This is a genomic window from Streptomyces sp. HNM0575 (assembly GCF_012726265.1).
Taxonomy (GTDB): domain Bacteria; phylum Actinomycetota; class Actinomycetes; order Streptomycetales; family Streptomycetaceae; genus Streptomyces.
This window is the reverse complement of the sequence record NZ_JAASAG010000002.1, coordinates 762,441-788,873: the sequence shown is the minus strand read 5'-3', so window position 1 is coordinate 788,873 and position 26,433 is coordinate 762,441. Positions and strand designations below refer to the sequence as shown.

Annotated in this window: 21 protein-coding genes, 1 tRNA gene and 2 pseudogenes; 18 read left to right on the top strand and 6 right to left on the bottom strand. The window is 71.4% G+C overall.

Translation table 11 applies throughout. The annotated features are described in order from the left end of the window. The first annotated feature begins 588 nt into the window (after positions 1–588). The 12 genes and pseudogenes from HCC61_RS07380 to HCC61_RS30575 all read left to right on the top strand — a co-directional run bounded on the left by HCC61_RS07380 (position 589) and on the right by HCC61_RS30575 (position 15,339). On the top strand, positions 589–1,830 hold the full coding sequence (locus tag HCC61_RS07380) for an NADH-quinone oxidoreductase subunit C (protein WP_169134584.1): 1,242 nt from the start codon (positions 589–591) through the stop codon (positions 1,828–1,830). Beyond that, positions 1,827–2,789: a complex I subunit 1 family protein gene (locus tag HCC61_RS07375; RefSeq protein WP_169134583.1), complete on the top strand. Its 963-nt coding sequence runs from the start codon at positions 1,827–1,829 to the stop codon at positions 2,787–2,789. Before HCC61_RS07380 ends, HCC61_RS07375 begins: the two co-directional genes overlap by 4 nt. Beyond that, on the top strand, positions 2,789–3,415 hold the full coding sequence (locus HCC61_RS07370; protein ID WP_169134392.1) for an NADH-quinone oxidoreductase subunit I: 627 nt from the start codon (positions 2,789–2,791) through the stop codon (positions 3,413–3,415). Before HCC61_RS07375 ends, HCC61_RS07370 begins: the two co-directional genes overlap by 1 nt. Before the next feature lie 110 nt (positions 3,416–3,525). Continuing rightward, a complete protein-coding gene (locus HCC61_RS07365) occupies positions 3,526–4,038 on the top strand; it encodes an NADH-quinone oxidoreductase subunit J (RefSeq protein WP_346777083.1) in 513 nt (170 codons plus the stop codon). Beyond that, positions 4,038–4,334: pseudogene (gene nuoK / locus HCC61_RS07360) on the top strand (NADH-quinone oxidoreductase subunit NuoK); the annotation flags it as partial. The gene HCC61_RS07365 and the pseudogene nuoK, both read left to right, overlap by 1 nt. 281 nt (positions 4,335–4,615) lie before the next feature. Next, positions 4,616–6,670, top strand: coding sequence for an NADH-quinone oxidoreductase subunit L (locus HCC61_RS07350; RefSeq protein ID WP_169134390.1), 2,055 nt, complete (start codon positions 4,616–4,618; stop codon positions 6,668–6,670). A 26-nt stretch (positions 6,671–6,696) separates the two neighbouring features. Further along, the gene (locus HCC61_RS07345) at positions 6,697–8,439 is read left to right on the top strand and encodes an NADH-quinone oxidoreductase subunit M (RefSeq protein ID WP_169134582.1); all 1,743 of its coding nucleotides are present in this window, start codon (positions 6,697–6,699) and stop codon (positions 8,437–8,439) included. Next, a complete protein-coding gene (locus tag HCC61_RS07340) occupies positions 8,436–10,130 on the top strand; it encodes an NADH-quinone oxidoreductase subunit N (protein ID WP_240968528.1) in 1,695 nt (564 codons plus the stop codon). The genes HCC61_RS07345 and HCC61_RS07340 overlap by 4 nt, the downstream gene beginning before the upstream one ends. Before the next feature lie 297 nt (positions 10,131–10,427). After that, the gene (gene htpX / locus HCC61_RS07335; RefSeq protein ID WP_169134389.1) at positions 10,428–11,288 is read left to right on the top strand and encodes a zinc metalloprotease HtpX; all 861 of its coding nucleotides are present in this window, start codon (positions 10,428–10,430) and stop codon (positions 11,286–11,288) included. 210 nt (positions 11,289–11,498) lie between these two features. Then, positions 11,499–12,089, top strand: a complete 591-nt coding sequence (locus tag HCC61_RS07330; protein WP_169134388.1) for a TetR/AcrR family transcriptional regulator — start codon at positions 11,499–11,501, stop codon at positions 12,087–12,089. A gap of 103 nt (positions 12,090–12,192) precedes the next feature. After that, positions 12,193–14,433 (top strand): annotated as a pseudogene (locus HCC61_RS07325) (MMPL family transporter); the annotation flags it as partial. Between the two features lie 105 nt (positions 14,434–14,538). Next, entirely contained in the window at positions 14,539–15,339 is an 801-nt protein-coding gene (locus HCC61_RS30575) for a carboxypeptidase-like regulatory domain-containing protein (protein ID WP_346777082.1), read from the top strand. A 215-nt stretch (positions 15,340–15,554) separates the two neighbouring features. Here HCC61_RS30575 and HCC61_RS07315 read toward each other — a convergent pair whose 3' ends face one another. Beyond that, entirely contained in the window at positions 15,555–16,043 is a 489-nt protein-coding gene (locus HCC61_RS07315) for a YajQ family cyclic di-GMP-binding protein (RefSeq protein WP_169134387.1), read from the bottom strand. A gap of 189 nt (positions 16,044–16,232) precedes the next feature. Here HCC61_RS07315 and HCC61_RS07310 point away from each other — a divergent pair. Beyond that, positions 16,233–16,314 (top strand) — tRNA-Tyr (locus tag HCC61_RS07310). A gap of 101 nt (positions 16,315–16,415) precedes the next feature. On the opposite strand, the gene HCC61_RS07305 is transcribed toward HCC61_RS07310, so the two are convergent. Both HCC61_RS07305 and HCC61_RS07300 read right to left on the bottom strand, forming a co-directional pair. After that, positions 16,416–16,775: a nuclear transport factor 2 family protein gene (locus HCC61_RS07305; RefSeq protein ID WP_206322155.1), complete on the bottom strand. Its 360-nt coding sequence runs from the start codon at positions 16,773–16,775 to the stop codon at positions 16,416–16,418. A 196-nt stretch (positions 16,776–16,971) separates the two neighbouring features. Then, positions 16,972–18,186, bottom strand: a complete 1,215-nt coding sequence (locus HCC61_RS07300) for an FAD-dependent monooxygenase (RefSeq protein WP_169134385.1) — start codon at positions 18,184–18,186, stop codon at positions 16,972–16,974. An 84-nt stretch (positions 18,187–18,270) separates the two neighbouring features. On the opposite strand from HCC61_RS07300, the gene HCC61_RS07295 reads away from it, so the two are divergent. Continuing rightward, the gene (locus tag HCC61_RS07295) at positions 18,271–18,804 is read left to right on the top strand and encodes a MarR family transcriptional regulator (protein ID WP_169134384.1); all 534 of its coding nucleotides are present in this window, start codon (positions 18,271–18,273) and stop codon (positions 18,802–18,804) included. 246 nt (positions 18,805–19,050) lie between these two features. Here HCC61_RS07295 and HCC61_RS07290 read toward each other — a convergent pair whose 3' ends face one another. Then, entirely contained in the window at positions 19,051–19,461 is a 411-nt protein-coding gene (locus HCC61_RS07290; protein ID WP_169134383.1) for a Rid family hydrolase, read from the bottom strand. 207 nt (positions 19,462–19,668) lie between these two features. Here HCC61_RS07290 and HCC61_RS07285 point away from each other — a divergent pair, with 207 nt between their 5' ends. Both HCC61_RS07285 and HCC61_RS07280 read left to right on the top strand, forming a co-directional pair. After that, complete coding sequence (locus tag HCC61_RS07285; protein ID WP_169134382.1) at positions 19,669–20,130, top strand: MerR family transcriptional regulator; 462 nt, start codon at positions 19,669–19,671, stop codon at positions 20,128–20,130. Between the two features lie 3 nt (positions 20,131–20,133). Further along, the gene (locus HCC61_RS07280; protein WP_169134381.1) at positions 20,134–21,201 is read left to right on the top strand and encodes an aldehyde reductase; all 1,068 of its coding nucleotides are present in this window, start codon (positions 20,134–20,136) and stop codon (positions 21,199–21,201) included. Between the two features lie 151 nt (positions 21,202–21,352). On the opposite strand, the gene HCC61_RS07275 is transcribed toward HCC61_RS07280, so the two are convergent. Continuing rightward, the gene (locus tag HCC61_RS07275; protein WP_169134380.1) at positions 21,353–21,556 is read right to left on the bottom strand and encodes a hypothetical protein; all 204 of its coding nucleotides are present in this window, start codon (positions 21,554–21,556) and stop codon (positions 21,353–21,355) included. 571 nt (positions 21,557–22,127) lie between these two features. Here HCC61_RS07275 and HCC61_RS07270 point away from each other — a divergent pair. Together HCC61_RS07270 and HCC61_RS07265 are read left to right on the top strand one after the other, a co-directional pair. Next, the gene (locus tag HCC61_RS07270; protein ID WP_169134379.1) at positions 22,128–23,279 is read left to right on the top strand and encodes a hypothetical protein; all 1,152 of its coding nucleotides are present in this window, start codon (positions 22,128–22,130) and stop codon (positions 23,277–23,279) included. Positions 23,280–23,385: 106 nt separating this feature from the next. After that, on the top strand, positions 23,386–24,492 hold the full coding sequence (locus HCC61_RS07265) for a LacI family DNA-binding transcriptional regulator (RefSeq protein WP_169134378.1): 1,107 nt from the start codon (positions 23,386–23,388) through the stop codon (positions 24,490–24,492). Between the two features lie 87 nt (positions 24,493–24,579). On the opposite strand, the gene HCC61_RS07260 is transcribed toward HCC61_RS07265, so the two are convergent. Further along, positions 24,580–26,406 (bottom strand): L-lactate permease, encoded by a 1,827-nt coding sequence (locus tag HCC61_RS07260; protein WP_169134377.1) that lies wholly within the window; start codon positions 26,404–26,406, stop codon positions 24,580–24,582. Positions 26,407–26,433 lie beyond the last annotated feature (27 nt).

Here is a 26,433-nt window from a genome sequence, read left to right as displayed (position 1 = left end):
GTCCCGTCCCGACGGGGGCACCGCGTCCGGCGGTGGCCCTGGAGCGGGTGGTGAGGCCGGTCCCGATGGGGGGACCGAGCCTGGCGGTGAGTCCGGTTCCGGCGGGGGGACCGCGTCCGGCGGGGCGGCCGAGTCCGGCGGGGCGGCCGCATCCGGTGGTGGCCCTGGATCGGGTGGTGAGTCCGGTTCCGGCCGGGGGACCGCGTCCGGCGGAGAGCCTGGATCGGGCGATGGCCCTGGAGCGGGCGGTGAGGCCGGTTCCGGTGGTGAGGCCGGGTCCGGAAGCGGGCCGGGCGCCGGTGCCGAACCGGAGGAGGGCGGCGGCCGGTGAACGGACCGGAGGAGCCGAAGCGAGGTCAGATCCCGGGCAAGCCGCATGGGACGAATGCGGACGGAACGGATCCCGACGGCACGGGCACGGGCACGGACGGGACGGAGACGGAAGCGGGCGCGGGCGCGCAGCGCCCGGCGGGCGCAGCGGACGCGGCAAGCCGGCCGGACGCGGTGGGCGCGGCGGACGCCGCGAACGCTGACCGGGAAGGCCCCGAGGAGGAGCCGGACGCGGACGCGCGGCCCGAGTCCGCGACCGTGCCCGTCGGCTGGCTGCCCGACGGCGCCGAGGCGCTGTTCGGCGAAGGCGCCCGCGCCGAGGAGGCGTATGCCGTGCTGACAGTCGACGTGCCTCTCGGCTCGTGGATCTCCGCCCTCGAAAGCGCACGGGACGGGCTCGGCTGCCGCTTCTTCGACTGGCTGAGCGCGGTGGACGAGCCGGGCACCGGCTTCCAGGTGTGCGCACATCTCGTGGCGCTGCCGGGCGAGGGGCAGGGGCAGGACGAAGGGCCGCACGGGCGGGCCGTGCGCCGGCTGCTGCTGCGTACGACAGTGCCGCACGAGGCGCCCGCACTGCCGACCGCGACCGCCGTCTTCGCGGGTGCCGCCTGGCACGAGCGGGAGACGCACGAGATGTTCGGCGTGGACTTCACCGAACACCCGGGCTTGGAACCGCTGTTGCTGCCCGAGTCCTTCGAAGGGCACCCGCTGCGCAAGGACTTCGTCCTCGCCGCGCGCGTGGCCAAGGCGTGGCCCGGAGCGGTGGAGCCCGGAGAGTCGTCCCACGGGGCCCCGAGGCGGAGGCAGATGCTGCCGCCCGGCGTACCGGATCCCAATGAATGGGGGCCGCTCAAGGGGCAGTTGCCGCCCGTGCCGTCCCGGCCCGCGCGTGGACGTGCGGGCCGCGCGGGTACGGGGGAGCGCCCCGCCCGGCGCGCCCGCTCGGCGAGTGAGGGCTCGGCCGGTCAGCGCGGCGGCGACGCGGAGGCGGGGGCGGGCACCCGGCGCCGCGAGGGCGGGCAGGAGGCCCCCGGACAGTCCCCGGAGCAGTCCGCCGAACAGACCCCGCAGCAGACGTCGGAGCAGCCCTCCGGCCGGACTTCGGAGCAGCCCTCCGGCCAGACCCGGGAGCAGGCACCGCCCGGCGGCCCGGCCCGCGGCACGTCCGGCCCCCGCTCGTCCGACGCGCCGTGGCACGACGGCGGCGACGGTTCCGGCAGGGGCCGTCCCGACGCCGAAGGCCAGGGCAAGGACGCTCCCGGTCAGGACGGTCGGGGTCGGGACGCTCCCGGTCAGGGTGCCGCCAACGAGGGCGGTGCCGACGAAGGCCGTTCCGGTCAGGGTGCCGCCAACGAGGGCGGCACCAACGAGGGCGGTGCCGACGAAGACCGCTCCGGCGACGGCGGCGCCGACGAAGACCGCTCCGGCGAGGCCCGTTCCGGCGAGGGCGGCGCGGACGACGGCGGCTCCGATGAGGGCACGCCGAAGGGAGGCGCCTGATGGATGCGGTCGACGTCCTGTGGCGGCTGCTCGCCGTACTCCTGGCGTTCCTGCTGCTTCCGCTGATCGTCGGACAGGCCGAGCACAAGGCGATGGCCCATATGCAGGGCCGCGTCGGCCCGATGTACGCGGGCGGCTTCCACGGCTGGGCCCAACTCGTCGCCGACGGCGTGAAGTTCGCGCAGAAGGAGGACATCGTCCCGGAGGGCGCCGACCGCCGGATCTTCCAACTCGCGCCCGCCGTCGCCCTGTTGCCGTACCTCGTCGTACTGATCGTGATCCCCGTCGGGGACGGCGACGCCGTCGGGCAGGTCGTCGACGCGGGTGTCTTCTTCGTGCTCGCCGTGATGGGCGTGGGCGTACTGGGCTCGCTCATGGGCGGCTGGGCCTCCGCGAACAAGTTCTCGCTCCTCGGCGGCCTCCGCACGGCGGCCCAACTGCTCGCGTACGAGCTGCCGATGCTGCTCGCCGCCGCCTCCGTCGCGATGGCGGCGGGCACCCTCTCCCTGCCCGGCATCCTCGACGCCTGGCAGTGGTGGTGGCTGCCCTGGCAGATCGTGGGCGGGCTGGTCTTCTTCACCGCCGGGCTCGCGGAGTTGCAGCGGCCCCCGTTCGACGCCCCGGTCGCCGACTCCGAGATCATCTTCGGTGCGTACACCGAGTACACGGGGCTGCGCTTCGCGCTCTTCCTGCTCGCCGAGTACGCGGGCATCGTCGTGCTCTCCGCGCTGACGTCCGTGCTCTTCCTCGGCGGCTGGCACGGACCCGCCGAAGGCCAACTGGGCTGGGTGTGGACGCTGTTGAAGACCGCGGTCCTCGCCTTCGTCGTCATCTGGCTGCGGGTGAGCTATCCGCGGCTGCGTGAGGACCAGATCCAGCGTGTGGCCTGGACCGTGCTCGTGCCCCTCGCCCTGCTCCAGATCGCCCTCACGGGCGTCGTCAAGGTGGTGATCCAGTAATGCCGGTGCCCGGCTCGGGACTCGCCAAGGGGCTGGCCGTCACCCTTCGTACGATGACGCGCCGCTCCGTCACCGCGCACTATCCCGACGCGCTGCCCGAACTGCCCCCGCGCAGCCGCGGAGTGATCGGACTCTTCGAGGAGAACTGCACGGTCTGCATGCTGTGCGCCCGCGAGTGCCCCGACTGGTGCATCTACATCGACTCCCACAAGGAGACGATGCCCGCCGCCTCGCCGGGCGGCCGCGAGCGCAGCCGCAACGTGCTCGACCGCTTCGCCATCGACTTCGCGCTGTGCATGTACTGCGGCATCTGTATCGACGTGTGTCCCTTCGACGCGCTCTTCTGGTCACCGGAGTTCGAGTACGCCGAGACCGACATCCGCGACCTCACCCACGAGCGGGACAAGCTGCGCGACTGGATGTGGACCGTGCCCGAGCCGCCACCGCTGGATCCGGCGGCCGAGGAGCCCAAGGAGGTCGGCGCCGCACGCAAGACGGCGGACAAGCTCGCGGCGCGGCAGGAGGAGTCGGCGCAGGAGGAGTCGGCGGGGCCGGGAGCGGCGGATTCCGGTCCGGCGGGTTCCGGTCCGGCGCCGGAGCGCGGTGAGCAGGAGGGCGACTCGTGATCTCCGCCTCCGCTGCGGCCTCGGCCGCGGCGACCGCAGCCGCGGCGGTCCCCAGAGCCGCCGGTACGGCCGCGTCCCACCCCGGCTTCCTCTCACCCACCGGCGTCGAGATCGTCTTCGTGCTCGTCGGCCTGGCCACCTTCGGCGCCGCGCTCGTCACCGTCACCACCAAGCAGCTGGTGCACGCCGCTCTGTGGCTGGTGGCGGCGCTCGGCGGTGTGGCCGTCGAATATCTGCTCCTCACGGCCGAGTTCATCGCATGGGTCCAGGTGCTGATCTACGTGGGTTCGGTCGTGGTGCTGCTGCTGTTCGGGCTGATGCTCACGAAGGCGCCCATAGGGCCCTCGCCCGATGCCGACTCGGGCAACCGGTGGCTCGCGCTCGGCGTCGCTCTCGTATCCGCCGCCACACTCGTCACTCTCGTCGTCGACGCGTTCCGTACGACCTGGATCGATCTGCGCACGTCAGCGGAGGGTTCCACCCGGCTCACCGGTGAAGCGCTCTTCCGCGGCTGGGTACTTCCCTTCGAAGCCTTGTCCGTACTGCTGCTCGCGGCGCTCGTCGGTGCCATAGTCCTCTCCCGGAAGGCGGCACCGGAGAAGAAGCAGGAGGGGCAGCGCTGATGCACATCGCCTACCCGGCCGTACTCGCAGCCCTGCTCTTCTCCACCGGCCTCTACGGCGTACTCGCCCGCCGCAACGCCATCCTCGTGCTGATGTCGGTCGAGTTGATGCTCAACGCCGTCAACCTCAACCTCGTCGCCTTCGACGTCTGGCTCCGCGAGGAACTGCACACCGGCCAGGCCCTCGCGCTCTTCACCATCGCCGTCGCCGCCGCCGAGATCGGCATCGGGCTCGCCATCGTGCTGCTGGTGTACCGCGGCCGCGGCAGCTCCGACATCGACGGCCTCAGAGACCTCCGCGAGGGCGGCCCGGACGAACCGTACGGCCCGTTCGTCGACGCGGCCGCACACCCGACCGGCGACGCGGACGCGGACGGCGCCGGGGCCGAAGGCTCAAGACCCGCCGCCCCGGCCAACGCCCCGGCAGACGACAGAGAGACGGCAACCACCGGCACCGGCACCAGCACCAGCACCAGCACCGGAACCAGCACCAGAACCACCAGCACAAGCACGAGCACCACCAGCGCCACGAGCACCACCAGCGCCACCACCGGCACCGGCAGCGGGAGGCAGAAAGCGTGAGCACCACGACCCTGGCCGCCCTGGTCCCCCTGCTGCCGTTCCTCGGCGCCGTCGCGGGCCTCCTCACCGGCCGCCGCGCGCCCGGCTACGCCCAGCCGCTCGCCGTGCTGCCGACCCTCCTCTCCACGGCGTTCGCGATCGTCGTCGCCGTACGCCAGGGCGGCGGCGAGCCCCTCAAGGCCGCGACCGAGCTGACGCCCACGGGCGACGCCTCCCTCTCCGTCCAACTGGCAGTGCAGCTCGACGGGTTCGCCGTCCTCGTCGCCGTACTGGTCGGGGTCGTCGCCTCGTGCGTGCAGCTCTACTCGACGGGCTATCTGCGCGACGACCCCCGCTACGCGAGCTACGCCGCCTTCGTCTCCCTCTTCACCGCAGCGATGCTGCTCGTCGTCTACGCCGACGACCTGATCGTGCTGCTGGTGGGCTGGGAGGTGATGGGCATCTGCTCCTACTTCCTCGTCGGGCACTACTGGGAGACGCAGGCCGCGCGGGCCGCGTCCATCAAGGCCTTCCTCGTCACCAAGCTCGGCGACGTGCCCTTCCTCATCGGCATCCTCGTGCTCGCCACCGAGGCGGGAACGTTCCGCATCAGCGGCATCACCGGCAAACTCACCTCCCAGCTCGCCCAGTTCGATCTGACGCACCCCACCGTCATCGCGCTGCTGCTGCTCGCAGGCATCGCCGGCAAGTCCGCGCAGTTCCCGCTGAACACCTGGCTGCCCGACGCCATGGCGGGCCCCACGCCCGTATCGGCGCTGATCCACGCGGCCACGATGGTCGCGGCGGGCGTGTACGTCGTGGCCCGGCTGCTGCCCGTCTTCGCCGCCTCCACCGCCGCGCTCGTCGTGCTCGCGGCCATGGCGGCCGTGACCATCGTCGGCTCGGCGCTCTCCGCGCTCGCCCAGGACGACGTCAAACGAGTCCTCGCCTACTCGACGATCGGTCAACTCGCCTATATGGCAGGCGCGTTGGCCGTCGTGGACAGCAGTGCCGCCGTCTTCCACCTCCTCACGCACGGCGCGTTCAAGGCGCTGCTCTTCCTGGCCGCGGGCGTCGTCATCCACGCGGCGGGCACCAACTCGCTCGCCGCCATGTCCCGCATGGGCGGGCTCACCAAGATCGCCCCCGACGCGTACTGGACGATGACGATCGGGCTGCTCGCCCTCGCCGCCCTGCCTCCCTTCAGCGGTTTCTTCTCCAAGGAGGCGGTGTTCGCCGCCGCGGAGCACGCCGCGTTCGGCGGCGGCGCGCACGCCGCCCAGGCCGCCCAGGCCGGAGGCGGCGTCCCCCCGGCCGCCGGATGGATCGTGCTGATCGCCGGCATGCTCGGCGCACTCCTGACCGCGGCCTACGCCACGCGGCTGTGGCTGCTCGCGTTCCGCGGCGAGGGTCCGCGCGCCTCCGCAGCGGAGCACGGGCGTGAACCCGCCGTCATGAACGTCGTGTTGTGGGTGCTGGCCGTCCCCTCCCTCGCTCTCGGTCTCGCCTCCGGAGCGCTGCCGGACTGGTTCGGCGGCGGCTCCCTCGCCCCGACGCTCGCGACGTCCGTGCCCGCCACGGGCGCCGCCCTCGTCGGTGTGCTCGTCACATACGGCGCCTGGCGGCACACCACCGCCCTCGCCGCGTCCCGTGCCCCGATGGGCGCCGTGGCCGCGCACCCGCAGGGCGACCCCGGGCTCTCCGAGGCCGAGGCCATCGCCACCCACCAGCCCGCGTACGGAGACATCGCCTCCGCACCCGACCCGGCCGACCCGGGACGGCTGCTGCTCGGCCCCCTCCACCCGGCCGCGGCACACGGCTTCCGGCTGGACGCCGCCTACCGCGCGCTGTTCGTACGTCCGACACAGGCCGCCGCCCGGCTCGTCCGCTTCCTCGACCGCGAGGTCGTCGACGCCTGGGTGCGCGCCGCCGCTCTCGGGCCCGGGCTGCTGGGCACGCTCGTACGCCGCACACAGACCGGCAACACGCAGACGTATCTCGGTGCGCTCGTCGTCGGCTCGGTGCTGCTCACCGTGGCCGTCGTGGTCGCCGCCGGAACCGGAGGAGCCTGACCTTGATCCCCGTCGGCAACACCGTCATGCAGGCGCTCCTCGTCGCCGTGGTCGTCCTCCCCCTGCTCGGCTCGGCCGCCGCGCTGCTCCCGGCGCCGCCCGGGCTCAAGGGCCGCGACCCGGGGCAGGCCGTACAGCGTCACGGCGTGACCGTCACCGGCGCGGTGCTCGCCGCATCGGTCGTGCTCGCGCTCGGCTTCGACACCGGACGGCCCGGCACCATGCAGGCCGAGTCGGACGTCGAATGGATCCCCTCCCTCGGCATTCACCTCCATCTCGGGGTCGACGGCGTCTCGTTGCCGCTCCTCGTACTGACCGCTCTGCTCACCTTCCTCTGCGCCCTCCACAGCTACGGGACCCACGTCAGGACCGGACCGGCGAGCGCCGGCGGCCCCGACGCGGACCAGGACGCCGGCCCCGGCCGGCCCGCCGGCGCCGCCGCAGCCCCGCGCGACGGCGGCCCCCAGGCCTTCGTCGCGCTGATACTCCTCCTGGAGGCCGGGACGCTGGCCACCTTCGCCACGCTCGACCTCCTGCTCTTCTTCCTCGCCTTCGAGACCGTGCTCGTCCCGATGTACTTCCTGATCGCCCGCTGGGGCGTGGCGGACCCCCGCGAACGAGCCGCCGCCGCCTGGAAGTTCATCCTCTACACACTGCTCGGCTCCGTGGTCATGCTGCTCGGCCTGCTCCTCATCGGGCTCAAGAGCGGCACGTTCGACATGGTGGCACTGGCCACTGACAGTCACCCCGGGCTGAGCCGCACCACCCAGATCCTCGCCGTGCTCGCCATCGGCGCGGGCCTCGCCGTGAAGACCCCGATGTGGCCGCTGCACAGCTGGCTCCCCGACGCGCACACCGCGGCGCCGACCGTCGGCTCCGTACTGCTGGCCGGCGTCCTGCTGAAGATGGGCACCTACGGCTTCGTACGGATCCTGCTCCCCGTCGCCCCCGACGGGATGCGCGTCTTCGCCCCGTATCTCGCCGCGCTCGCCGTGACCGGAATCGTCTACGGTTCGCTCGCCTGCCTCGCCCTCGCACGCCCCGGCGCCGACGGCGACCTGAAGCGGCTCATCGCGTACTCCAGCGTGGGCCACATGGGATTCGTGCTGCTCGGCATCGCGACGATGACACCCACCGGCGTCAACGGCGCCCTGTTCGCCAACATCGCCCACGGCCTCATCACCGGCCTGCTCTTCTTCCTGGTCGGCGCCCTCAAGGAACGCGCGGGCAGCACCGGCCTCGACGCTCTTTCGGGTGAGACGGGCGGCGCCCTCTACGGCACGGCACCGCGCTTCGGCGGGCTGCTCGCGTTCGCGGCCGTGGCCTCGCTCGGACTGCCCGGACTCGCGGGATTCTGGGGGGAGATGCTGGCGCTGCTCGGCGCGTACGATCCGGCCGGCGGCCTCAGCAGGCCGGCGTTCATCACGTACATGGCGATCGGCGGCCTCGGCACCCTGCTGACCGCCGCGTACATGCTCGTCGTCGTGCGCCGCGTCTGCATGGGCGACCCGCTCGAAGAGCGCGGCGACGCCGACCACCGCGAGCGCTGGCAGCTGCGCGACCCGGAGCCGGGCACATCGCCGCGGCCCGAATCCCCGGGGGAGCATCCGGCCCCCGCGACGGTGCGGCTGCCCGACGTACGCGGCTACGAGTACGCGGCATGGACGCCGCTGGTCGTTCTCACGGTCGCCGCGGGACTGTGGCCCGCGCTCCTCCTGGGACTGACCGACCCCGCCGTACAGAACCTCCTTCCGGGGGTGGCCCGATGACCGGCTCGATGACCTTCCTCGCCCAAGGGGCCACGCACGCCGCGCAGTTCGCCGACCCGGCGCACGCGGAACGGCTGACGCACCTCGCGGACTCCGCAGACGGGTACGCCTCCGCCTCTGCCTCCGCCGTGCAGTCCGTCGACTGGCTCGCGATCTCCCCGCCCACCATCGCCGCCGTGGCCGGTCTCGCCGTCCTCGTCGCCGACCTCTTCCTCTCCGAGCGCGCCAAGCGGCTGCTGGGCCCGCTGTCCGCGGTGACGCTCCTGCTGTCGGCCCTGCCACTGCTCTTCCTCCGTACGAGGGACCTCAAGACCTTCTGCCTGCCCGATCTGCCCGCCGGCTCCCCGACGTGCAGCTACTCCGCCGACACCCTCGCCCTCGTACTCCAATTCCTCATCCTGGGCGCCGCGTTCGTGACGGCGCTGCTGTCCATGCCCGCGGTGCGGGACCTGCGGCTGCCCGCGGGCGAGTACTGGTTCCTGCTGCTGTCCGCCACCGCCGGCGCCGCGCTCGTGCCCGCCTCCCGCGATCTGGTCACCCTCGTCATCGCCCTGGAGACCGCCTCGCTGCCCGCCTTCGCGCTCGTGGGGATGCGCCGCGGAAGCCGCGGCTCGGCGGAGGCCGCGCTGAAGTTCTTCCTCTCCTCCGTCACCGCGACCGCCGTGACGCTCCTCGGCGCGAGCTTCCTCTACGCGGTCACCGGCACGCTCTACTTCCAGGGGATCAGCGAGGGCCTGACCCGCGCCGACCCCCAACTGGACGCCCTCGGCGGCGCGGGCATCGCCCTGACCCTCGTCGGCTTCGCCTTCAAGGCGTCCGTCGTGCCCTTCCACTTCTGGGTCCCGGACACCTATGTGGGCGCGCCCGTGCCTGTCGCCGCGTTCCTGTCGGTGGTCGGCAAGACCGCGGGGATCTCGGGCCTCGTCCTCCTCCTCGTTCAGGCCTTCTCCTCACGCGCGGAGCTGTGGGGCCCGGCACTGGCGGTGCTCGCCGCCGTCACCATGACCGTGGGCAACGCCGCGGCCCTGCGCCAGCGCGCCGACCGCGCGCACGGCGCCGTACGCCTGCTGGCCTGGTCCTCCGTCGGCCAGGCCGGATATCTCCTGGTGCCGCTGGCCGCCGCCGCGGCGGACTCCGGCGGAGCGGAGCCCTCCGGCCCGGCCCTGTCCACGGTCGGCGCCACCGTCGCGTACCTGCTGATGTACGCGGCCGTGAACCTCGGCGCCTTCGCCGTCGTCGCGCACATCAGCCGCACCAGCAGTCACAACCGCCTCACCGACTACCGCGGCCTGCACGCCTCCCATCCGCTGGCCGCCCTCGCGCTCGCCTTCTTCCTGCTCTGCCTCGCGGGGCTGCCGCCGGGCGTCATCGGTCTCTTCGCGAAGGTGGCGATCTTCTCGACGGCCGTCGCGGGCGGCCTCGGCTGGCTCGCCGTGATCATGGCCGTGAACGTGGTGATGGCCCTCTTCTACTACCTGCGCTGGACCGCCCTCGTCTTCCGTGCGAGCGCACCCGTCGCCGCGGTCACACCCGGCGGACCCGCCACGGCACCCGTGCCGGACCCGGCGCAGCGGCGTCCGCGCATCGCCGCGCCGCTCGCCGCCGGCATCGCCCTCACCGCCGCGGCCGGCATCGCGCTCTCCCTGGACCCGGACCTGGTGCTGACCTTCACGGCGGGCGGGCTGCGGTAGCGCTCGTCCCGGCGGGACCGCGGGTCCGTACGGGAAGGCGGGTCCGTACGGGAAGGCGGGTCCGCGGGGGACGGGCCAAGGGCCGTACGGGACGGCCGGGTTCGCACGGGACGGCACGGACGGCACGGCCCGCACGGCCCGCACAGGGCGGCGAGGGGCCGTACGGGGCACATCGTCCCTGGCAGGGAACTGTTGTCCGGCCCTCCGCGTTGACCAGGGCGGAGAGGTTCCACCGAACCGTGGCGCGACCACGCGGCTCAGGGCTGGTTCCCCTGCTGCACCACTGGAGGGCGTACTGTGCACCGGCACAACGGGCTGAGGACAGCTCTGCTCCTCGGGGGACTGTCGGCACTCATCATCGTCATCGGCAGCTTCTTCGGCCGTACGGGCCTCGTCGTCGCACTGCTCCTCGCTCTCGGCACCAACGGCTACGCGTACTGGCGCAGCGACAAGATCGCCCTTCGCGCGATGCGGGCACGCCCCGTCAGCGAGTTCGAGGCTCCGGGGCTCTACCGGATGGTGCGTGAGCTGTCCACGGCGGCCCGGCAGCCCATGCCCCGCCTGTACATCTCGCCCACCCAGGCGCCGAACGCCTTCGCCACCGGCCGCAATCCCCGTAACGCCGCCGTGTGCTGCACCGACGGCATCCTCCGCCTGCTCGACGAGCGCGAGCTGCGCGGCGTCATCGGCCACGAGCTCAGCCACGTCTACAACCGGGACATCCTCATCTCCTCGGTCGCCGGCGCGCTCGCCTCCGTGGTGATGTTCCTCGTCAACTTCGCCTGGCTGATCCCCTTCGGGCGCAGCGAGGACGACGAGGGGCCGGGCCTCTTCGGGCTGCTGATGGTCATGTTCCTGGGCCCGCTCGCCGCCTCGGTCATCCAGCTCGCCGTCTCGCGCTCCCGCGAGTACGAGGCGGACGCCTCGGGCGCCCAGCTCACCGGCGATCCGCTCGCCCTCGCCTCCGCGCTGCGCAAACTCGAGGCAGGCACCCGGCAGTTGCCGCTCCCGCCGGAGCCGAGGCTGGAGGCGGCGAGCCATCTGATGATCGCGAACCCGTTCCGCCGGGGCGAGGGCATGGCCCGCCTCTTCTCCACGCATCCGCCCATGGCCCAGCGCGTCGCGCGCCTGGAGCGGATGGCGGGCCGCGGCCGGTAACCGGCCGAGCGCCCAGCGAGCCACCCCACGAGCCACCCACGGGCCCATGGGCCGCCGCGTCCGGCAGACCGTCCCGCGACCGCCCGCCCCGGCCCGCGACCGCCCGACGGTGAGTGACGCGTACCACGTACGAAACGGTTTCGTTTCGACGCGAGCCCTGGATAGGCTTCCGCTGTACGAAACCGTTTCGTTCGTCAGGAGTGGACGAGCATGACCGAGTCCGCGGCGGCACGCCGGAGCCGGATCACGCCCGAGCGCGAGTCCGAGCTGTACGGGGCCGTGCTCGGTCTGCTCCGCGAGGTCGGCTACGACGCCCTCACCATGGACGCCGTCGCCGCCCGCACCCGTTCCAGCAAGGCCACCCTCTACCGCCAGTGGGGCGGGAAGGCCGAACTCGTCGTCAGGGCGCTGCGGCACGAGAAGCCGGTCAACCTCGCCGACGTCGACACCGGGACCCTGCGCGGCGACTTCCACGAACTCGCCGTGCGCCAGAACGACTGCCAGCTGGAGGCGGACTCCGCGCTGATGCGCGGCCTGGCCATGGCCGTGCACGCGAACCCCGATCTCCTCCAGGCCTTCCGCGAGTTGCTGATCGAGCCCGAACTGGCGGAGCTGCGGCGGATGTTGCAGCGCGCCGTCGACCGCGGCGAGGTCCGCGCGGACAACCCCGCCTGCGAATACGTGCTGCACATGCTGATCGGCGCGTTCGCGGCCCGCACCCTGATCGACGACCTGCCGCCCACGCAGGACTTCCTCGTCTCGTACGTCGACGCCGTCGTCCTCCCCGCACTCGGCGTCTGAGTCTCCTCATGCGACAACCCACAGCACCTGGGACGACCGCTCACGTCGCCGGGCCGAATCCTCTTGACCCGCAAGACCCCACGACCCGACCGGGAGTACGTCCGTGGCAACGTTCCTGAGCAAACTCGGCCGATTCGCCTTCCGGCGACGGCACTTCGTGGCCCTGATCTGGGTGGCCCTGCTGGCCGTCGCGGGCCTGGGCGCCGCACAGGCGCCTGCCGCCGGCTCCAGCTCCTTCTCGATCCCGGGCACCGAGGCGCAGCGGGCCTTCGACCTGCTGGAGGACCGGTTCCCCGGTTCCAGCGCCGACGGAGCCACCGCCCGGGTCGTCTTCAAGGCGCCCGACGGCGAGAAGATCACCGCCGGGCACAACAAGGCGGCCGTACGGGAGGCCGTCGCGGAGCTCGGCAAGGGCTCCGAAGTCGCCTCCGTGGTCGACCCGTTCCGCGCCAGGGCCGTCAGCAAGGACGGCGCGGTGACCTACGCGCAGGTCTCGTACAAGGTCCCCGGCATGGAGCTGGAGGACTCCTCGCGTGATGCGCTGAAGGACGTCGCACGGGACGCCAGGGGCGAGGGACTGACCGTCGAAGTCGGCGGCGACGCGCTCACCACCATCCCCGAGACGGGCTCCACGGAGGTGATCGGAGTCGCCGTCGCCGCGGTCGTGCTGGTGATCACCCTCGGCTCGCTCGTCGCGGCCGGGCTTCCGCTGCTCACCGCCCTCATCGGCGTCGGCATCGGCGTCTCCACGATCACGGCGCTGGCCGACACCCTCGAACTGGACTCCACCACCTCGACGTTGGCGATGATGATCGGCCTCGCCGTCGGCATCGACTACGCGCTCTTCATACTCTCCCGGTACCGCGCGGAACTCGCCGACGGCCGCGGACAAGAGGAGGCGGCCGGCCGAGCCGTCGGCACCGCCGGCTCGGCGGTCGTCTTCGCCGGACTCACGGTCGTGATCGCGCTCGTCGGCCTTGCCGTGGTCGACATCCCCGTACTGACGAAGATGGGCCTGGCCGCCGCGGGCACGGTGGCCGTCGCGGTCCTCATCGCCATCACCCTGATCCCCGCCCTGATCGGACTGGCGCGCAAGCGGGTGCGGCCCGCGGGCGCGAAGCGGCGCAAGGCGCCGGAAGGCGGTCACAGGAAGGCCGGGCACGGGGAGGCGCAGCCGGCCGGCGCCGGACCGTACGAGGAAGTCCACGGGGAGGTCCACGGGGAGGGAGCCCGCACCGGGCCCAAGCCCAACATGGGCACCCGCTGGGCGCGCTTCGTGGTCCGCCGCCCCCTCACCGTCCTGCTGCTCGGCGTCCTCGGCCTCGGTGCGGCGGCGCTCCCGGTCGGCGAGCTCGAACTCGGCCTGCCCGACGACGGTTCGAAGCCGGTGAACACCACGCAGCGCAAGGCGTACGACCTGCTCTCCGACAGCTTCGGCCCCGGCTTCAACGGGCCCCTCATGGTCGTCGTCGACGCCCGTGCCGGCGACGACCCGAAGGCCGCCGTCAGCGAGGTCGCCAAGACGGTCAAGGGCCTCGACGACGTGCTCACGGTGACACCGCCCAGGTTCGACAAGTCCGGCGACACCGCGATGCTCAACGTGATCCCGGCCTCCGGACCGTCGGCGGACGCGACCGAGGACCTGGTGCACGACATCCGCGGTTCCGGAACGGACATCAAGGACCGCACCGACGCACGGGTCCTGGTCACCGGCACCCCCGCGATGAACATCGACGTATCGCAGAAGCTCGACGACGCCCTGGCCCCCTATCTGGCGCTCGTCGTCGGACTGGCCTTCCTGCTGCTGATCGTCGTCTTCCGCTCGATCCTCGTGCCGCTCAAGGCCGCGCTTGGCTTCCTGCTCTCGGTGCTCGCCGCGCTGGGCGCCGTCGTCGCCGTCTTCCAATGGGGCTGGCTGGCCGAGGTGATGGACGTCGAGGAGACCGGCCCCGTGATGTCGATGATGCCGATCTTCATGGTCGGCGTCGTCTTCGGCCTCGCCATGGACTACGAGGTCTTCCTCGTCACGCGCATGCGGGAGGCGTACGTACACGGCGAGCAACCGCGAGAGGCGGTCGTGACCGGATTCCGGCACGGAGCCCGGGTGGTCACCGCCGCGGCCGTCATCATGATCGCCGTCTTCTCGGGCTTCATAGGGTCGACGGACTCGATGGTGAAGATGATCGGCTTCGGGCTCGCCGTGGCCGTCTTCTTCGACGCGTTCATCGTGCGCATGGCCGTCGTACCGGCGGTCCTCGCGCTGCTGGGCAGGGCCGCCTGGTGGCTGCCCCGCTGGCTCGGCCGGGCGCTGCCCAACGTCGACGTCGAGGGCGACGGCCTGCGGGACGCCCCGGCGGGCGGTGCGGGCGGCGGCGGTCCGGAGGGCCCCGTCCTGATCCCCCGGCCCTCGCCCGGGGGCGCGCACCCTGCGCCCGCAGCGGCCACGGATGTGTCCGCCGCCCCTGCGGAGCAGTACGAACTCGCCGGCTGCGGCGTACACGGCACCGTCCGCGGCGCCGACGGTACGGGCCTGCCGCACGCGGCACTGACGCTGATCTCAATGAGCGGGCGCCAGTTGGGCCGCTCCACCGCGCACCGGAACGGCTCCTACATCCTGGAGGCCCCGCAGCCCGGCAGCTACGTGCTGATCGTGGCGGCCGGCCGGCACAAGCCGCGGGCCTCCACGGTCGTACTGGGCGACGAGCCGCTCAGCCACGACGTCGTGCTCTCCGCCACCAGCGGCCTGGCGGGCCAGGTGCGCGACGCGGCGGACGCCCGTCCGGTGGCCGACGCCATGGTCGTGGTGACCGACGAGCGGGGCGAGGCGCTGGCCACCGGAAAGACGGACCAGCGGGGCGACTTCGGCTTCGAGGGACTGGTCACCGGAGCCTTCACGCTCGCGGTGAACGCGCCGGGCTACCGGCCCACCGCCCGCCCGGTCGAAGTGGACGGGCACGGCGTGACCCGCATCCGTATCGAACTGGCCGCGGGCGCACAGGTCCAGGGCACGGTCCGTGCGGGAGCGCGCAACGAGCCCCTGCCGGACGCACGGGTCACGCTCGTGGACGCGGCGGGCGCCGTGATCGCGACGTCCACCACCGGCGAGGACGGCGCGTACGCCTTCACGGACCTGGACGGCGGCGACTACTCCGTCGTTGCGGGCGGCTACCCGCCCGTGGCGACCACGCTCCACGTGGACGGCCCGGTGGTGGAGGGCTTCGACATCGAACTCCGCCACCCCGACGAGTAGTTCACACCGGCCCCCAGGGTCCCCGGCGGGCCGGTGCGCGGCGCGCGTACGAGCGGAGCGCGCGCCGCCCGGCCGTCCGGCAGGGCCCCGGGCCATGGACCCGGCGGGCGTGTGCGATCAGGGGCAGGAATGCGCGTACGGGTACGGGCAGGAGTGCGCGTCCGAGTACGAGTACGGGCACGACCACGGGTACGGGCGCGGCGATCCCCGTGCCGTCAGCGGTAGTTGACGAACTGAAGCGGGAAGTCGAAGTCCTTGCCCTTCAACAGCGCGATGATCTCCTGGAGATGGTCGCGGCTCTTGGACGAGACCCGCAGCTCGTCGCCCTGCACCTGGGCCTTGACGCCCTTGGGGCCCTCGTCGCGGATGACCTTCGCGATCTTCTTCGCCTCGTCCTGTGCGATGCCCTCCTTCAGCGACGCGAAGATCTTGTACTCCTTGCCGGACGCCTGCGGTTCGCCCGCGTCCAGCGCCTTCAGGGAGATGCCGCGCTTGATCAGCTTGGACTGGAGGATGTCGAGGACGGCCTTCACCCGCTCCTCGGCGTTGGCACGCATCTCGATCTTCTCGCCCGACCACGCGACCGAGGCGTCCACGCCACGGAAGTCGTAGCGCTGCGAGATCTCCTTGGAGGCCTGGTTGATGGCGTTGTCGACCTCCTGCCGCTCGACCTTCGAGACGATGTCGAAACTGGAGTCGGCCATGGTGAGTTGGCTCCTCGTAGATAGATCCGTCAGAGAGGCGGCCCACGGCGCGGACCGCCGGGTCAGCCTAGCCACTGAGCAGCCCCCGCACCCCTGATCAACCGGGTGGCGAAGCCCCCCCGGTCATCGGGTATGGTTTACGTCGTTGCCACGGAGGACCGCCCAAGGGCGGACCGGGCAGCAATCCCAGGCGGTGTGCCCGAGCGGCCAAAGGGAGCAGACTGTAAATCTGCCGGCTCAGCCTTCCTAGGTTCGAATCCTAGCGCCGCCACAGCCGAGAAGGGGCCCGTGACCAGCATCTCCGCTGGTCACGGGCCCTTCTGCATTGCCTTCTGCGATCACGCTTCCGCGGCCGCTGTACCGATGTGGCCTTCACGCTCCGGCGCTGGGGACTCCCGAGCCGTCCATGTAGTCGCGGACTCGCGTGATCAGTCCGTTGTGGACGTGGAGTATCAGGAGTCCGGGGACGGTGAACGTGGTGGCCTTGGTCGTCAGTGTTCCCACCACGACATGCTCGGCGATGATCACTTCCGGATCGGTGGTCTCGTAGGCCGCGATCCTCCTGACCTCCTGCACCTGGGCGGGGCTGGCGCCCCAGGCCGCCCGGTATCCGGCGCGCACGGCCTCACGTCCCTCGTAGCGCGGGGGGAACCCGGGAGAGGTGAACGGGAATTCGTGCACCGCGTCCACGGCGTAGAGATCGGCGAGATCGTCCGGGGATTTGTCGAGCATGGCCTGGTAGTAGCAAGTCAGCACCTCGTGAGGGGTGCGAACAGCAGGTGTATCCGGATGCGGCACAGGGCTATTCCATTCGCTCGACACTTGTCGACCCCCTCGGCCCACTCACCCCAGGGTGACCGGAAGTTCGGTCAGCCGCCAGAACGGCTGCGAGCCGATCCCCACACCCGGCTCGCGTCGGTGGCGTTCGTCATGCCTCGTAATCCGGCAGGGCGAGGGCCGTGTTGGCCTCCCTGCCCTGCTGCCCGGAGGTGAGGTCGGTGTGGTGCAGGAGCGCTTCGTTGCGGGTGTCGATCTGCTGCTGCGTGCGGGGGGCGACCACGTCGCCGCCGGCGGTGGCCAGAGCCTGGTTCAACTCGACGAACCCGCGCACGGTCTTCTCGTAGGACTCGAATGCGGTGGTGTGGTCGGGGCGTGTGGCGAGTTCCCCGGCGAGGACGTAGGCGCTGACGAGGGCGCAGCTGGAGCCCTGGCCGGACATGAACGAGGTCGCGTGGGCGGCGTCTCCGGTGAGGGCGATGTGCCCACGGGACCAACTGGGCATGTGGATCTGGCTGACGACGTCGAAGAAGAGGTCGTCAGAGTTCCGCATGGCCTCGACCATCATCGGGATCTGCCACCGGGTCTCGGGGAAGTGGGCGGCGACCAGGTCGCGTTGGGCATGAGGGTCGCGGAAGGCATCGAGGGGCGGTTCGTCCTGGGCGAAGGTGAGGAAGCCGTGCAGGGCGTCGTCGGGTTCGTGGGCGTAGAGGACGGCGGCCCTGCCGGGGACGTTCCACAGCTGTGCTTCGCGTACGAGGCCGAGGGTGTTGGGCAGGGTGAAGCCGGCGAAGGAGTAACCGAGGTAGCGGTGGTAGTGCTCCTCCGGGCCGAAGGCGAGCCGGCGGGTGTTCGAGTGCAGTCCGTCGGCGCCGAGGACGAGGTCGAAGGTGCGGCGTATGCCGCTGTCGAAGGTGACGTCGACCTGCTCGCCGGTGTCGTGGAGGGTGGCGATGGAGTCGCGGAAGAGGAACTCGACCTTGCCCTCGACGGCTGCGTACAGGCAGTCGGCTAGGTCACCGCGCCGGACCTCCAGGTCCAGTCCCGCGGCACCGCCGGTCGCGAACTCGGGGCGGATGGCGGCGAGTTCGCTGCCGTCGGGGTGGAGGAAGGTGATCTGCTCGGAGTTCACGTGGGCCTCGCGCAGGCGGGGCAGCAGTCCCATGCGGTCGACGACGTCGCGGGCGGTGCCGCGGATGTCGATGGCGTAGCCGCCACCGCGTATGGCGGAGGCCTTCTCGACGACGGTGACGTCGAAGCCGTAGCGGTGGAGCCAGTAGGCAAGGGTGGGACCGGCGATGCTGGCGCCCGAGACCAGAATCCTGCGAGGTGCGGGGCGGTTCCGGAGGGGAGGGCGTCGATACATAACTTAGGTATCCTTTGGCTGGACATGAAGCGGCCCCGGAACCGTGCCGCGACTCCAGTATAGATACATAAGTTAGGTATGCAAATGGCTCAAGGTGGAACGCCCACCCCACCCGGAGACGACCCCGGCGAACCCCCGGCCGATCCCCCCGCCGAGGTCCTGGCCGCTCTCCCTCGCGTCATGCAGCTCAGCCGCACCCTGGGCCGAGGTCGGGTGGCCGAGCACGCCATGGACGCCACCGGCACGAACCTCGAACGGCCCGCCTTCGCCGTCCTGATCACCCTCCACTTCGCCGACGAGCCCCTGCGCATCAAGCAGATCGCGGAGCAGATGCAGGTCGTCCAACCGCACGTCACCCGCCAGGTCCAGCTCCTGGAACGCCGCGGCCTCGTCCGCCGCACCGCCGACCCTGACGACCGCCGGGCCAGCATCATCGCCCCCACGCCTGAAGGATCCGCGGCCGCCGAACGCTACGCCACGACCCTCCTCGGCTGGTTCACTCAAGCCATCGCCCACTGGCCCGACCAGGACCGCCGCGACCTCGGCCGCCTCCTCTCCCGCCTCGTCGACGACGTCACGACGTCACTCCGCCGGTTCGGCGACGAGCAGGAAGACTGACGAGCGGGGCTGCCAGAAGGCCGGTGTCTGCCCGGCAGGACGGTCATCCGCGGGCGGTGCTCTGGGCGCATCGGTCGGGTGGGGCGGCGGCTTGGGTGTCGGCGGCGCCTCAATCACGGAGGGGCCGTGTTGATGAGTTCCGGAGGCACTGGGCCTCTTGCCAAGGCAGCAGCGGGGTGCTGTTGGTGGAGGGGCGGGGGCCGCTGGTCATGCAGCCACAGCCACAGCCACAGCGCGGCAGTGGGCTCAAGAATCGAGCACGGCGGCGACGGCCTCGATCTCCACGAGTTGGTTCTCGTAGCCGAGCACGGTGACGCCCATCAAGGTGCTGGGGACGTCATGGTCAGCGAACGAGTCCCGTACCACCTCCCAGGCAGCCACCAGGTCCTCCTGCCGGGCCGATGCGACGAGGACCCTGGTGCTGATGACGTCCTGGAGCGACGCACCCGAGGCAGCGAGAGCGGTCTGCATGTTCTCGACGGCCTTCATCGCCTGGCCCGCGTAGTCCCCGAGCGCCGCGGTGGAGCCGTCATCGTTCAGCGGACACGCACCGGCGAGGAAGATCAGGCGTGACTCGGCGGGCGCCGTGGCGGCGTAGGCATACTCGGCGACGTCGGACAGGGACGCGGAGCGGATCAAAGTGATGGCGCGAGACATGGTCGTCGGGTCCTCTCCCGTCGGGTGTCGAGCAGGACGGACATCCTGCCAACGCCTCGTCAGGCCCCGCCTTCCCTTTTCGCCGCTCCCGCGGCAGCGCCGTCACTTCTCCAAGAGCGTCGGCCGGCAGCCGCCGCAGTCGACAGCGGCCGGGGCGCCGACGAGTGCGCTTGACTTCAAGCGCTTGAGGTATCGGAGGCTGTCGGCATGGCAGGAGCGACCAGAGAGCAAGCGGCGGATCTGACCATCCAGCAGATGGCACGACGATCGGGCTTCAGCGATCCCACGCTGCGCTACTACGAGAAGATCGGCCTGCTCGGAGAGGTCGCACGGGACGAGTCCAGTGGCCACCGCCGCTACCCGCCGGCGACCGTGGACCGCGTCGAGGCGCTGTCCTGCCTGCGTTCCGCCGGGATGACCGTCACCGGGATGCGCCGCTACCTGGAACTGCTCGCCGAAGGCGATTCCGCGGCGGCCGAACAGCGGGATCTGTTCGCCTCGCAGGCGAAGAAGCTGGCCGCCGAGATCGAGCAGCTTCAACTTCGTCTGGCGTATCTGCGAGGCAAGGCGGACCTGTGGGATGCCCGGGTCCGTGGGGACGCGGACGCCGAAAAGCGGGCGATCGACGACGTCACGCACGTCATGGACCAATTCACCGTGAAGGACTGAAGGTTGACTACAGAAGATCTCACCGCTTCCCCGTCAGAACGCGGGACGGTGCTCGTCACAGGTGGCACCGGATTCGTCGGCAGCCACTCGGTCGCCCGACTGTTGCGCGAGGGATATCAGACCCGTGTGACAGTCCGGGAGCCCGGACAGGAGGCCGAGGTCCGGGCCGCGCTCCGGCGGGCCGAGGTCGATCCGTCCAGCCGGCTGGAGTTCGTCGTCGCCGACCTCAGCGCCGACGACGGCTGGGCGGACGCCATGGACGGGGTCGGCCACGTACTGCACCACGCGTCGCCCTTCCCGTCCACCCCGCCCGAGACGGAGGAGGAGCTCGTCCTCCCCGCCCGCGACGGCACCCTGCGCGTCCTGTCCGAAGCCCGGAAGGCCGGGATCCCGCAGGTCGTGATGACGTCCTCCTACGCAGCGGTCGGATACACGGTGAAGCCCGGCAACCACTACTCGGAAGCGGACTGGACCGACCCGGACACCGAGGGCCTGCCCGCCTACCACAAGTCGAAGGTGCTGGCCGAGCGTGCCGCCTGGGACTACGTCCATACTCACGGCGGCATCGAGCTGGCGGTCGTCAATCCCACCGGGATCTTCGGTCCCCAGCTGGGCGACCGGCCGTCCGCCTCGCTCGGTCTCGTCAAGAACATGCTGACCGGGCAGATGCCCGTGGTGCCGATCATGTACTTCGGTGTGGCCGACGTACGGGACGTCGTGGACCTGCACCTGCGGGCCATGCTGCATCCGAAAGCGGCGGGCGAGCGCTTCATCGCCGTCGGCGGACCGGCGATCAGCCTCTTCGGCATGGCACAGATCCTGCGCGAACACTTCCCCGCCGCAGCAGATGTCCTGCCCTCCACGGAGCTGACCATCGAGCAGGTACGCGAGGCCGCCAAGACGGAGCCGGCACTTCGCGACGCCGCGGCCATGCGAGGCCGGATCCCCGTCATCAGCAACGAAAAGGCCCGGTCGCTGCTCGGCTGGAAACCCCGGGACGTCACCGAGACGATCGTGGCCACCGCGGACGGGCAGATCCGGCTGGGCCTGACGCTGCCCGAAGGCGACTGAGCCGCGGGACCCGTCTCCATACGCCGTTTCCATACGTCAGCACGCGGCGCGATGAGGATCCGACAGCTTCAGCGCGAGGGGGCACCAGGCCCGCGGCGCGGAAGATCGCCAGGCGCCAGGCAAGGAGATTCGGGCACAGGTTCCGGAGTGGCTACTGCCACACGTCGGGCCCACCCCGGCGCCACTCGATGAGCTCGGGGTCGTCGAACCGCACGTCCTCCGGGTCCAGGCCGACGCGGCGCAGAAACTCGGCAAGGTCGCGCAGGTCGTGGGCGAGGCCGAGGATGGTCCCGTCCGCGGTGACACGGCGGCCACCGGACGGCGACGGGGGATGCACGACGATAGGCGCGGCCATGTCACCAGCCTGCGGCCAACGAGGCGCGTGCGCATCCCGATCCGCCACCCGTCGGTGTCTCGCGCTGGTGCGTCGCCGACGGCATCACGCGCCTGCCGAGTTCGCTGACGAGGTGCTGCGCCCCGCTCAACTGGTCAACTCCGGCTCTCAGCACCGTGATTGAGCCGCAGCGTTGGCGATCGGGACGCCATGCGGTCCGAAGGACTCTGGACGAGGTCGCTACCGCGACCTACGGGTCTTGCCGTCCTTGGCGGGCGAGGCGTCGAGGCAGTCCGTCGTCCGGTCCGGGACGAGATCGAGCTACGCATCCGGGAGTTGCTGGCCCGAACTGGACCTTACGGGACGCCCGAACGAAGCTGCCTGAGAGCACCTGGTACCAGCCCCCGTACAGGGCGCACCGAGGACGCAGTCGAGGACGCGGCCGAACGGCAGACCCGGAGTGCGAGCAGTGGACCCGTCGCATATGTCTGAGTGGTGATCAGCGGCGCTCGGGGGCGGGGCTGCTCGGTGGCCGGGCGGCGCATGGATCGCGTAGGCCCTGCCCCTGCCCCCACAGCCAAAGGGAAGCCGCATGACCGACATGCTCAGACGCGTATGCGTGCCAGCCGTCACCGGCCTCGGCCTGTGCCTGACGCTCCTGCCCGCCGGCCAGGCGCAGGCGCAGGCACAGGCGCCGACGCGAGTGCCGTGCAACGACATCGCTGCGCTGAAGAAGGCCATCGACGACGCGAACACGGGCGGCGGGAGCATCGTCCTCGCCCGCGACTGCACATACTCCCTCACCGCGGAGGACAACACCGACGACGGTCTTCCGGAGATCACCGGCAAGGTGCGGATCTCGGGGAACCGCACCCTCATCCAGCGCGCTCCCAGTGCGTCCGCAGCATTCCGCGTCTTCCACGTGACGCAGACCGGCAGCCTCAGCCTGGACTCGGTCACCGTCCGCGGCGGCGACGCATCGGGCGACGGCTTCGGCGCGGGCGGCGGAGGCATCCTCAACGACCGCGGCCGGCTCACGCTGACCGGTGTAACGGTCAGGAACAACAGCTCCGGCTTCCTCGGCGGCGGGATCTGGAACAACGTCGGAACGCTCAGCCTGAAGAACACCACCGTCAGGGACAACACCAGCGGGAACGCGGGCGCGGTCGCCACCAGCGGAACGATGACGATGCAGGGCGGCGCCCTCCGGGACAACACCGCCTCCTCCTGGGCAGGCGGCCTCGCCAACGCGGGCGACACCAAGCTGAACCGCGTCTCCGTCGCCGGCAACAACGTCGGCGAAGGCGCGGGCGGCCTCGGCGGCGGCATCATGACGCTGGGCATCAGCAGCGGTTCGGGGCTCCAGACCGGGCCGCTGCGCCTGAACTCCACGCGGGTCGGAGGCAACATCGCCGAGACGTCCGGCGGCGGCATCTTCGTCGGGGAGGACCAGCCGACGACCCTCTACCGCAGCGTCGTCACCCGCAACACAGCGAACGGCGGCCCCGCCCGGGGCGGCGGCATCAACAACGACGGGCAGGGCTTCGGCATCATCATCCGCCCGACCGGCAGCCCCGAGCGTCAGCCGGGCAAGGCAGGCGGTGCCGGCGAACAGCAGCTGCCCGAGGTGCACCTCATCAAGAGCACGGTCTTCAAGAACACGCCCACCAACTGCGCCCCGCCCAACAGCGTCCCCCGCTGCGACGCGGTCGGCTCCGCGCCCGCCGGTCCCGGCGGGAACTGATGAGACCGCGACGTTGAAAGCGTTGAACTAGGCCCCGCCGGGAGTGCGGACGGGTACCCCGCCACTGCCCTGTGATCCCTCTCCTGTAATCCTTTACACTGGCGTGGTGACGGGTGAGCAGAAGAAGCGGACCAGAGCGTCCCGGGCGCAGGCGTCCGGGCACAAGACCGTGAGCATCCGCGACGTCGCCGAGGCGGCGGGAGTGTCGGTGGCCACGGTCTCCCGCGCGCTCAGCGCCGACTCGGAGAGCTTCCAGATGAGGGCCGAGACGCGCCGTCATGTGCTGGAGACCAGCGCCGCCCTGGGATACCGGCCGAACGACCTGGCCAGGGCGCTGCTTCAGCAGCGCACCTCGGTCCTCGGCGTGATCGTGCCGGACATCTCCAACCCGTACTACCCGGGGATGGTCCGGGGGATCGAGGACGTCGCCTCGCTCGCCGGATACCGGATAGTGCTGTGCAACACCGACCGCGAGCCGGAGCGGCTGAACCGCTATCTGGAGACGCTCGTCAAGAGCAGGGTCGACGGCGTCCTGATCGCGGGCGGTGCCGCGGACACGGCGATCGACGTCGGCATTCTCGACCAGTACAACACCAAGGTCGTGGTGGTCGGGCGGCACGGAATGCACTGCCCGTCGGTGCAGGTCGACAACGTGGCCGCGGGTGAGGCGATCACCGCGCACCTGATCGCGCTGGGGCACCGGCGCATCGCGTTCGCCGGCGGCCCGGAGTCCTCGCGCACCATGCAGGACCGGGTGGAGGGCTACCGGCGTGCGCTGACCGCACATCGACTCGCATACGACGAAAGCCTCGTGCGGGCGGGCGAGTTCGACGAGGACTCCGGGTACGGGGCGGCGCGGGCGCTGACCCGGCTGCCCGATCCGCCGACAGCCGTGGTCTCGGTCAACGACCGGGTCGCGGTGGGTGTTCTGGCGGCGCTGCACGACGAGGGGGTTCCCGTGCCGGGCCGGATGTCCGTCACCGGCTTCGACGACGTGTCGTTCTCCTCGTTCCTGCGTCCCAAGCTGACGACCGTAGCGGTGCCGACGTACGAAATCGGCTCCACGGCGGCCCGGTTGCTGGTCGACCGGATTCCGGCGGGCCGGAGCGAAGGGGCCTCCGAGGAGGACGAGGGGGCGGGCGAGTCCCGCGACGGGGCGACCATGCTGCCGACCAAGGTGGTCGTCAGGGACAGTTCGGGCCCGCCGGCCTGACGGCCTGAGAGGCGCGGTACGCGGAGGGCGCGGCGCCCCTCACGCACCGCGCCCTCCGGCCCGTACGGCATCCCTCGCTGACGTACGTCAGACCACCAGCGCGGAGAGCGGCCCGGCCGCCATCAGCACCACGACCAGCACGAACAGCAGCAGATACAGCACGCTCCACCAGAACGTACGGCGGAACAGCACCCCTTCCTTTCCGGAGAGTCCGACGGCGGCTGCGGCCATCGCCAGGTTCTGCGGGCTGATCAGCTTGCCGAGGGCGCCCGCCTCGCTGTTGGCGCCGGCGAGCAGGTAGGGGCTCACGCCGATGTGCTGTGCGGAGGCCACCTGCACCGCTCCGAACAGTGCGTTGGCCGAGGTGTCCGATCCGGTGGCCGCGACGCCGAGCCAGCCGAGGACGGGGGAGAGCAGTACGAATCCGCTGCCGGCCAGCGCGAAGAAGGCACCGATCGAGGCGGCCTGGCCCGAGTAGTTGAGCAGGTACGCGAACGCGAGCACCAGCACGACCGTGGTCGCCGCGAACCGTATCTGCACCGCGGCCTCGCGGTACTCCCTGACCGCGGTACGCAGCGCGACGCGCAGCACGAACATCGCGACGACGCCCGTGACCAGCAGCACCGTCCCGGTGGCGCCGACGAGGTCGAGCGTGAACTCGCGGAGCGCCAGGGGGCTGCCGTCCGGTGCCGCCACCTCCGTTCCCGGCCAGACGAAGCTCAGTTGAAGCCCTTCGAGGAACGTCTTCACGGGGCCTTCGAGCGACACGAGCGCCAGCAGCCCGGTGAGCATCGCGTACGGCACGAAGGCCCGCACCGTGTGGCCGACCATGTGCCGCTGGAAGCGGGGAGGGGTGGCGGTGGCGGTGGCTGTTGCGCTCCCGCCCGCGCCCCCGCCCGCGCCTGCGCCTGCGTCCGCGCCCGCGCCGCCCTCCGCATGGGCGACCCCCGCAGGACCGCCTCCCGAAGGGGCGCCTCCCGAAGGGGCGTTCCCGGGGAAGCCGTCTTCGAGGAGTCCGCCCTCGGCCGCCCGTGCGGCGTCGCCTTCGGCGTCGTCTTCCGGTGCCGCGCCGGGCGGCCCGTCCGGCACCGTGACCGGATGCCGTGGACGCCAGAAGCGCAGCACCACGACCGCCGCCAGCGCCGCGAGGACCGCACCGCACAGGTCCGCGAGCTGGAACGCCACGTAGTTGGACGTCACGAACTGGCCGACGCTGAATCCGGCGGCCACCGCGAGCGCCACCGGCCACAGTTCGCGCAGGCAGCGCAGTCCGCCGAGGACGAGCAGCAGGACGAACGGTACGAAGAAGGCCACGATCGCCGACTGGCGTCCCACCATGTCGCCGAGCCTTTCGGCGTCCAGCCCGGTGGTCTTGCCAAGTGCCGTGATCGGATTGCCGACCGAGCCGAAGGCGGTTCCGGCCGCGTCGGCGAAGAGCGCGACCGTGGCCGCCCGTACCGGACTGAAGCCCAGCGCCAGCAGGATCGCCGCCACGACGGCGATGGGCGCTCCGAATCCGGCCATCGCCTCCAGCAGCGAGCCGAAGCAGAACGCCACGACGAGCGCCTGCACCCGCACGTCGTCGGAGAGGATCATGAACGTCTCCCGGACGCGGTCCAGATAGCCGGAGACCTGAACGAGCCTGTTCACCCACACCGCGTTGAGCACGATCCACACGATCGGGAACAGCCCGGTGGCCGCTCCCTCCGCGGCGCCGCTCAGCGCCGTGAGCGCCGGCAGCCGGTAGACCAGTACGGACACCGCCAGCGCCGCCACCACGCCCGTGAGCGCCGCCCAGTGGGCCTTCACTCTGAGCACGCCGAGCATGATCAGCAGAATGATCAGCGGCAGTGCTGCCACCAGTGCGGACAGTGCCAGCGAACCCGCCACCGGCGTAACGATCTGTTCGTGCATCGGAATCTCCTCCGGTCAGCCCGGCTC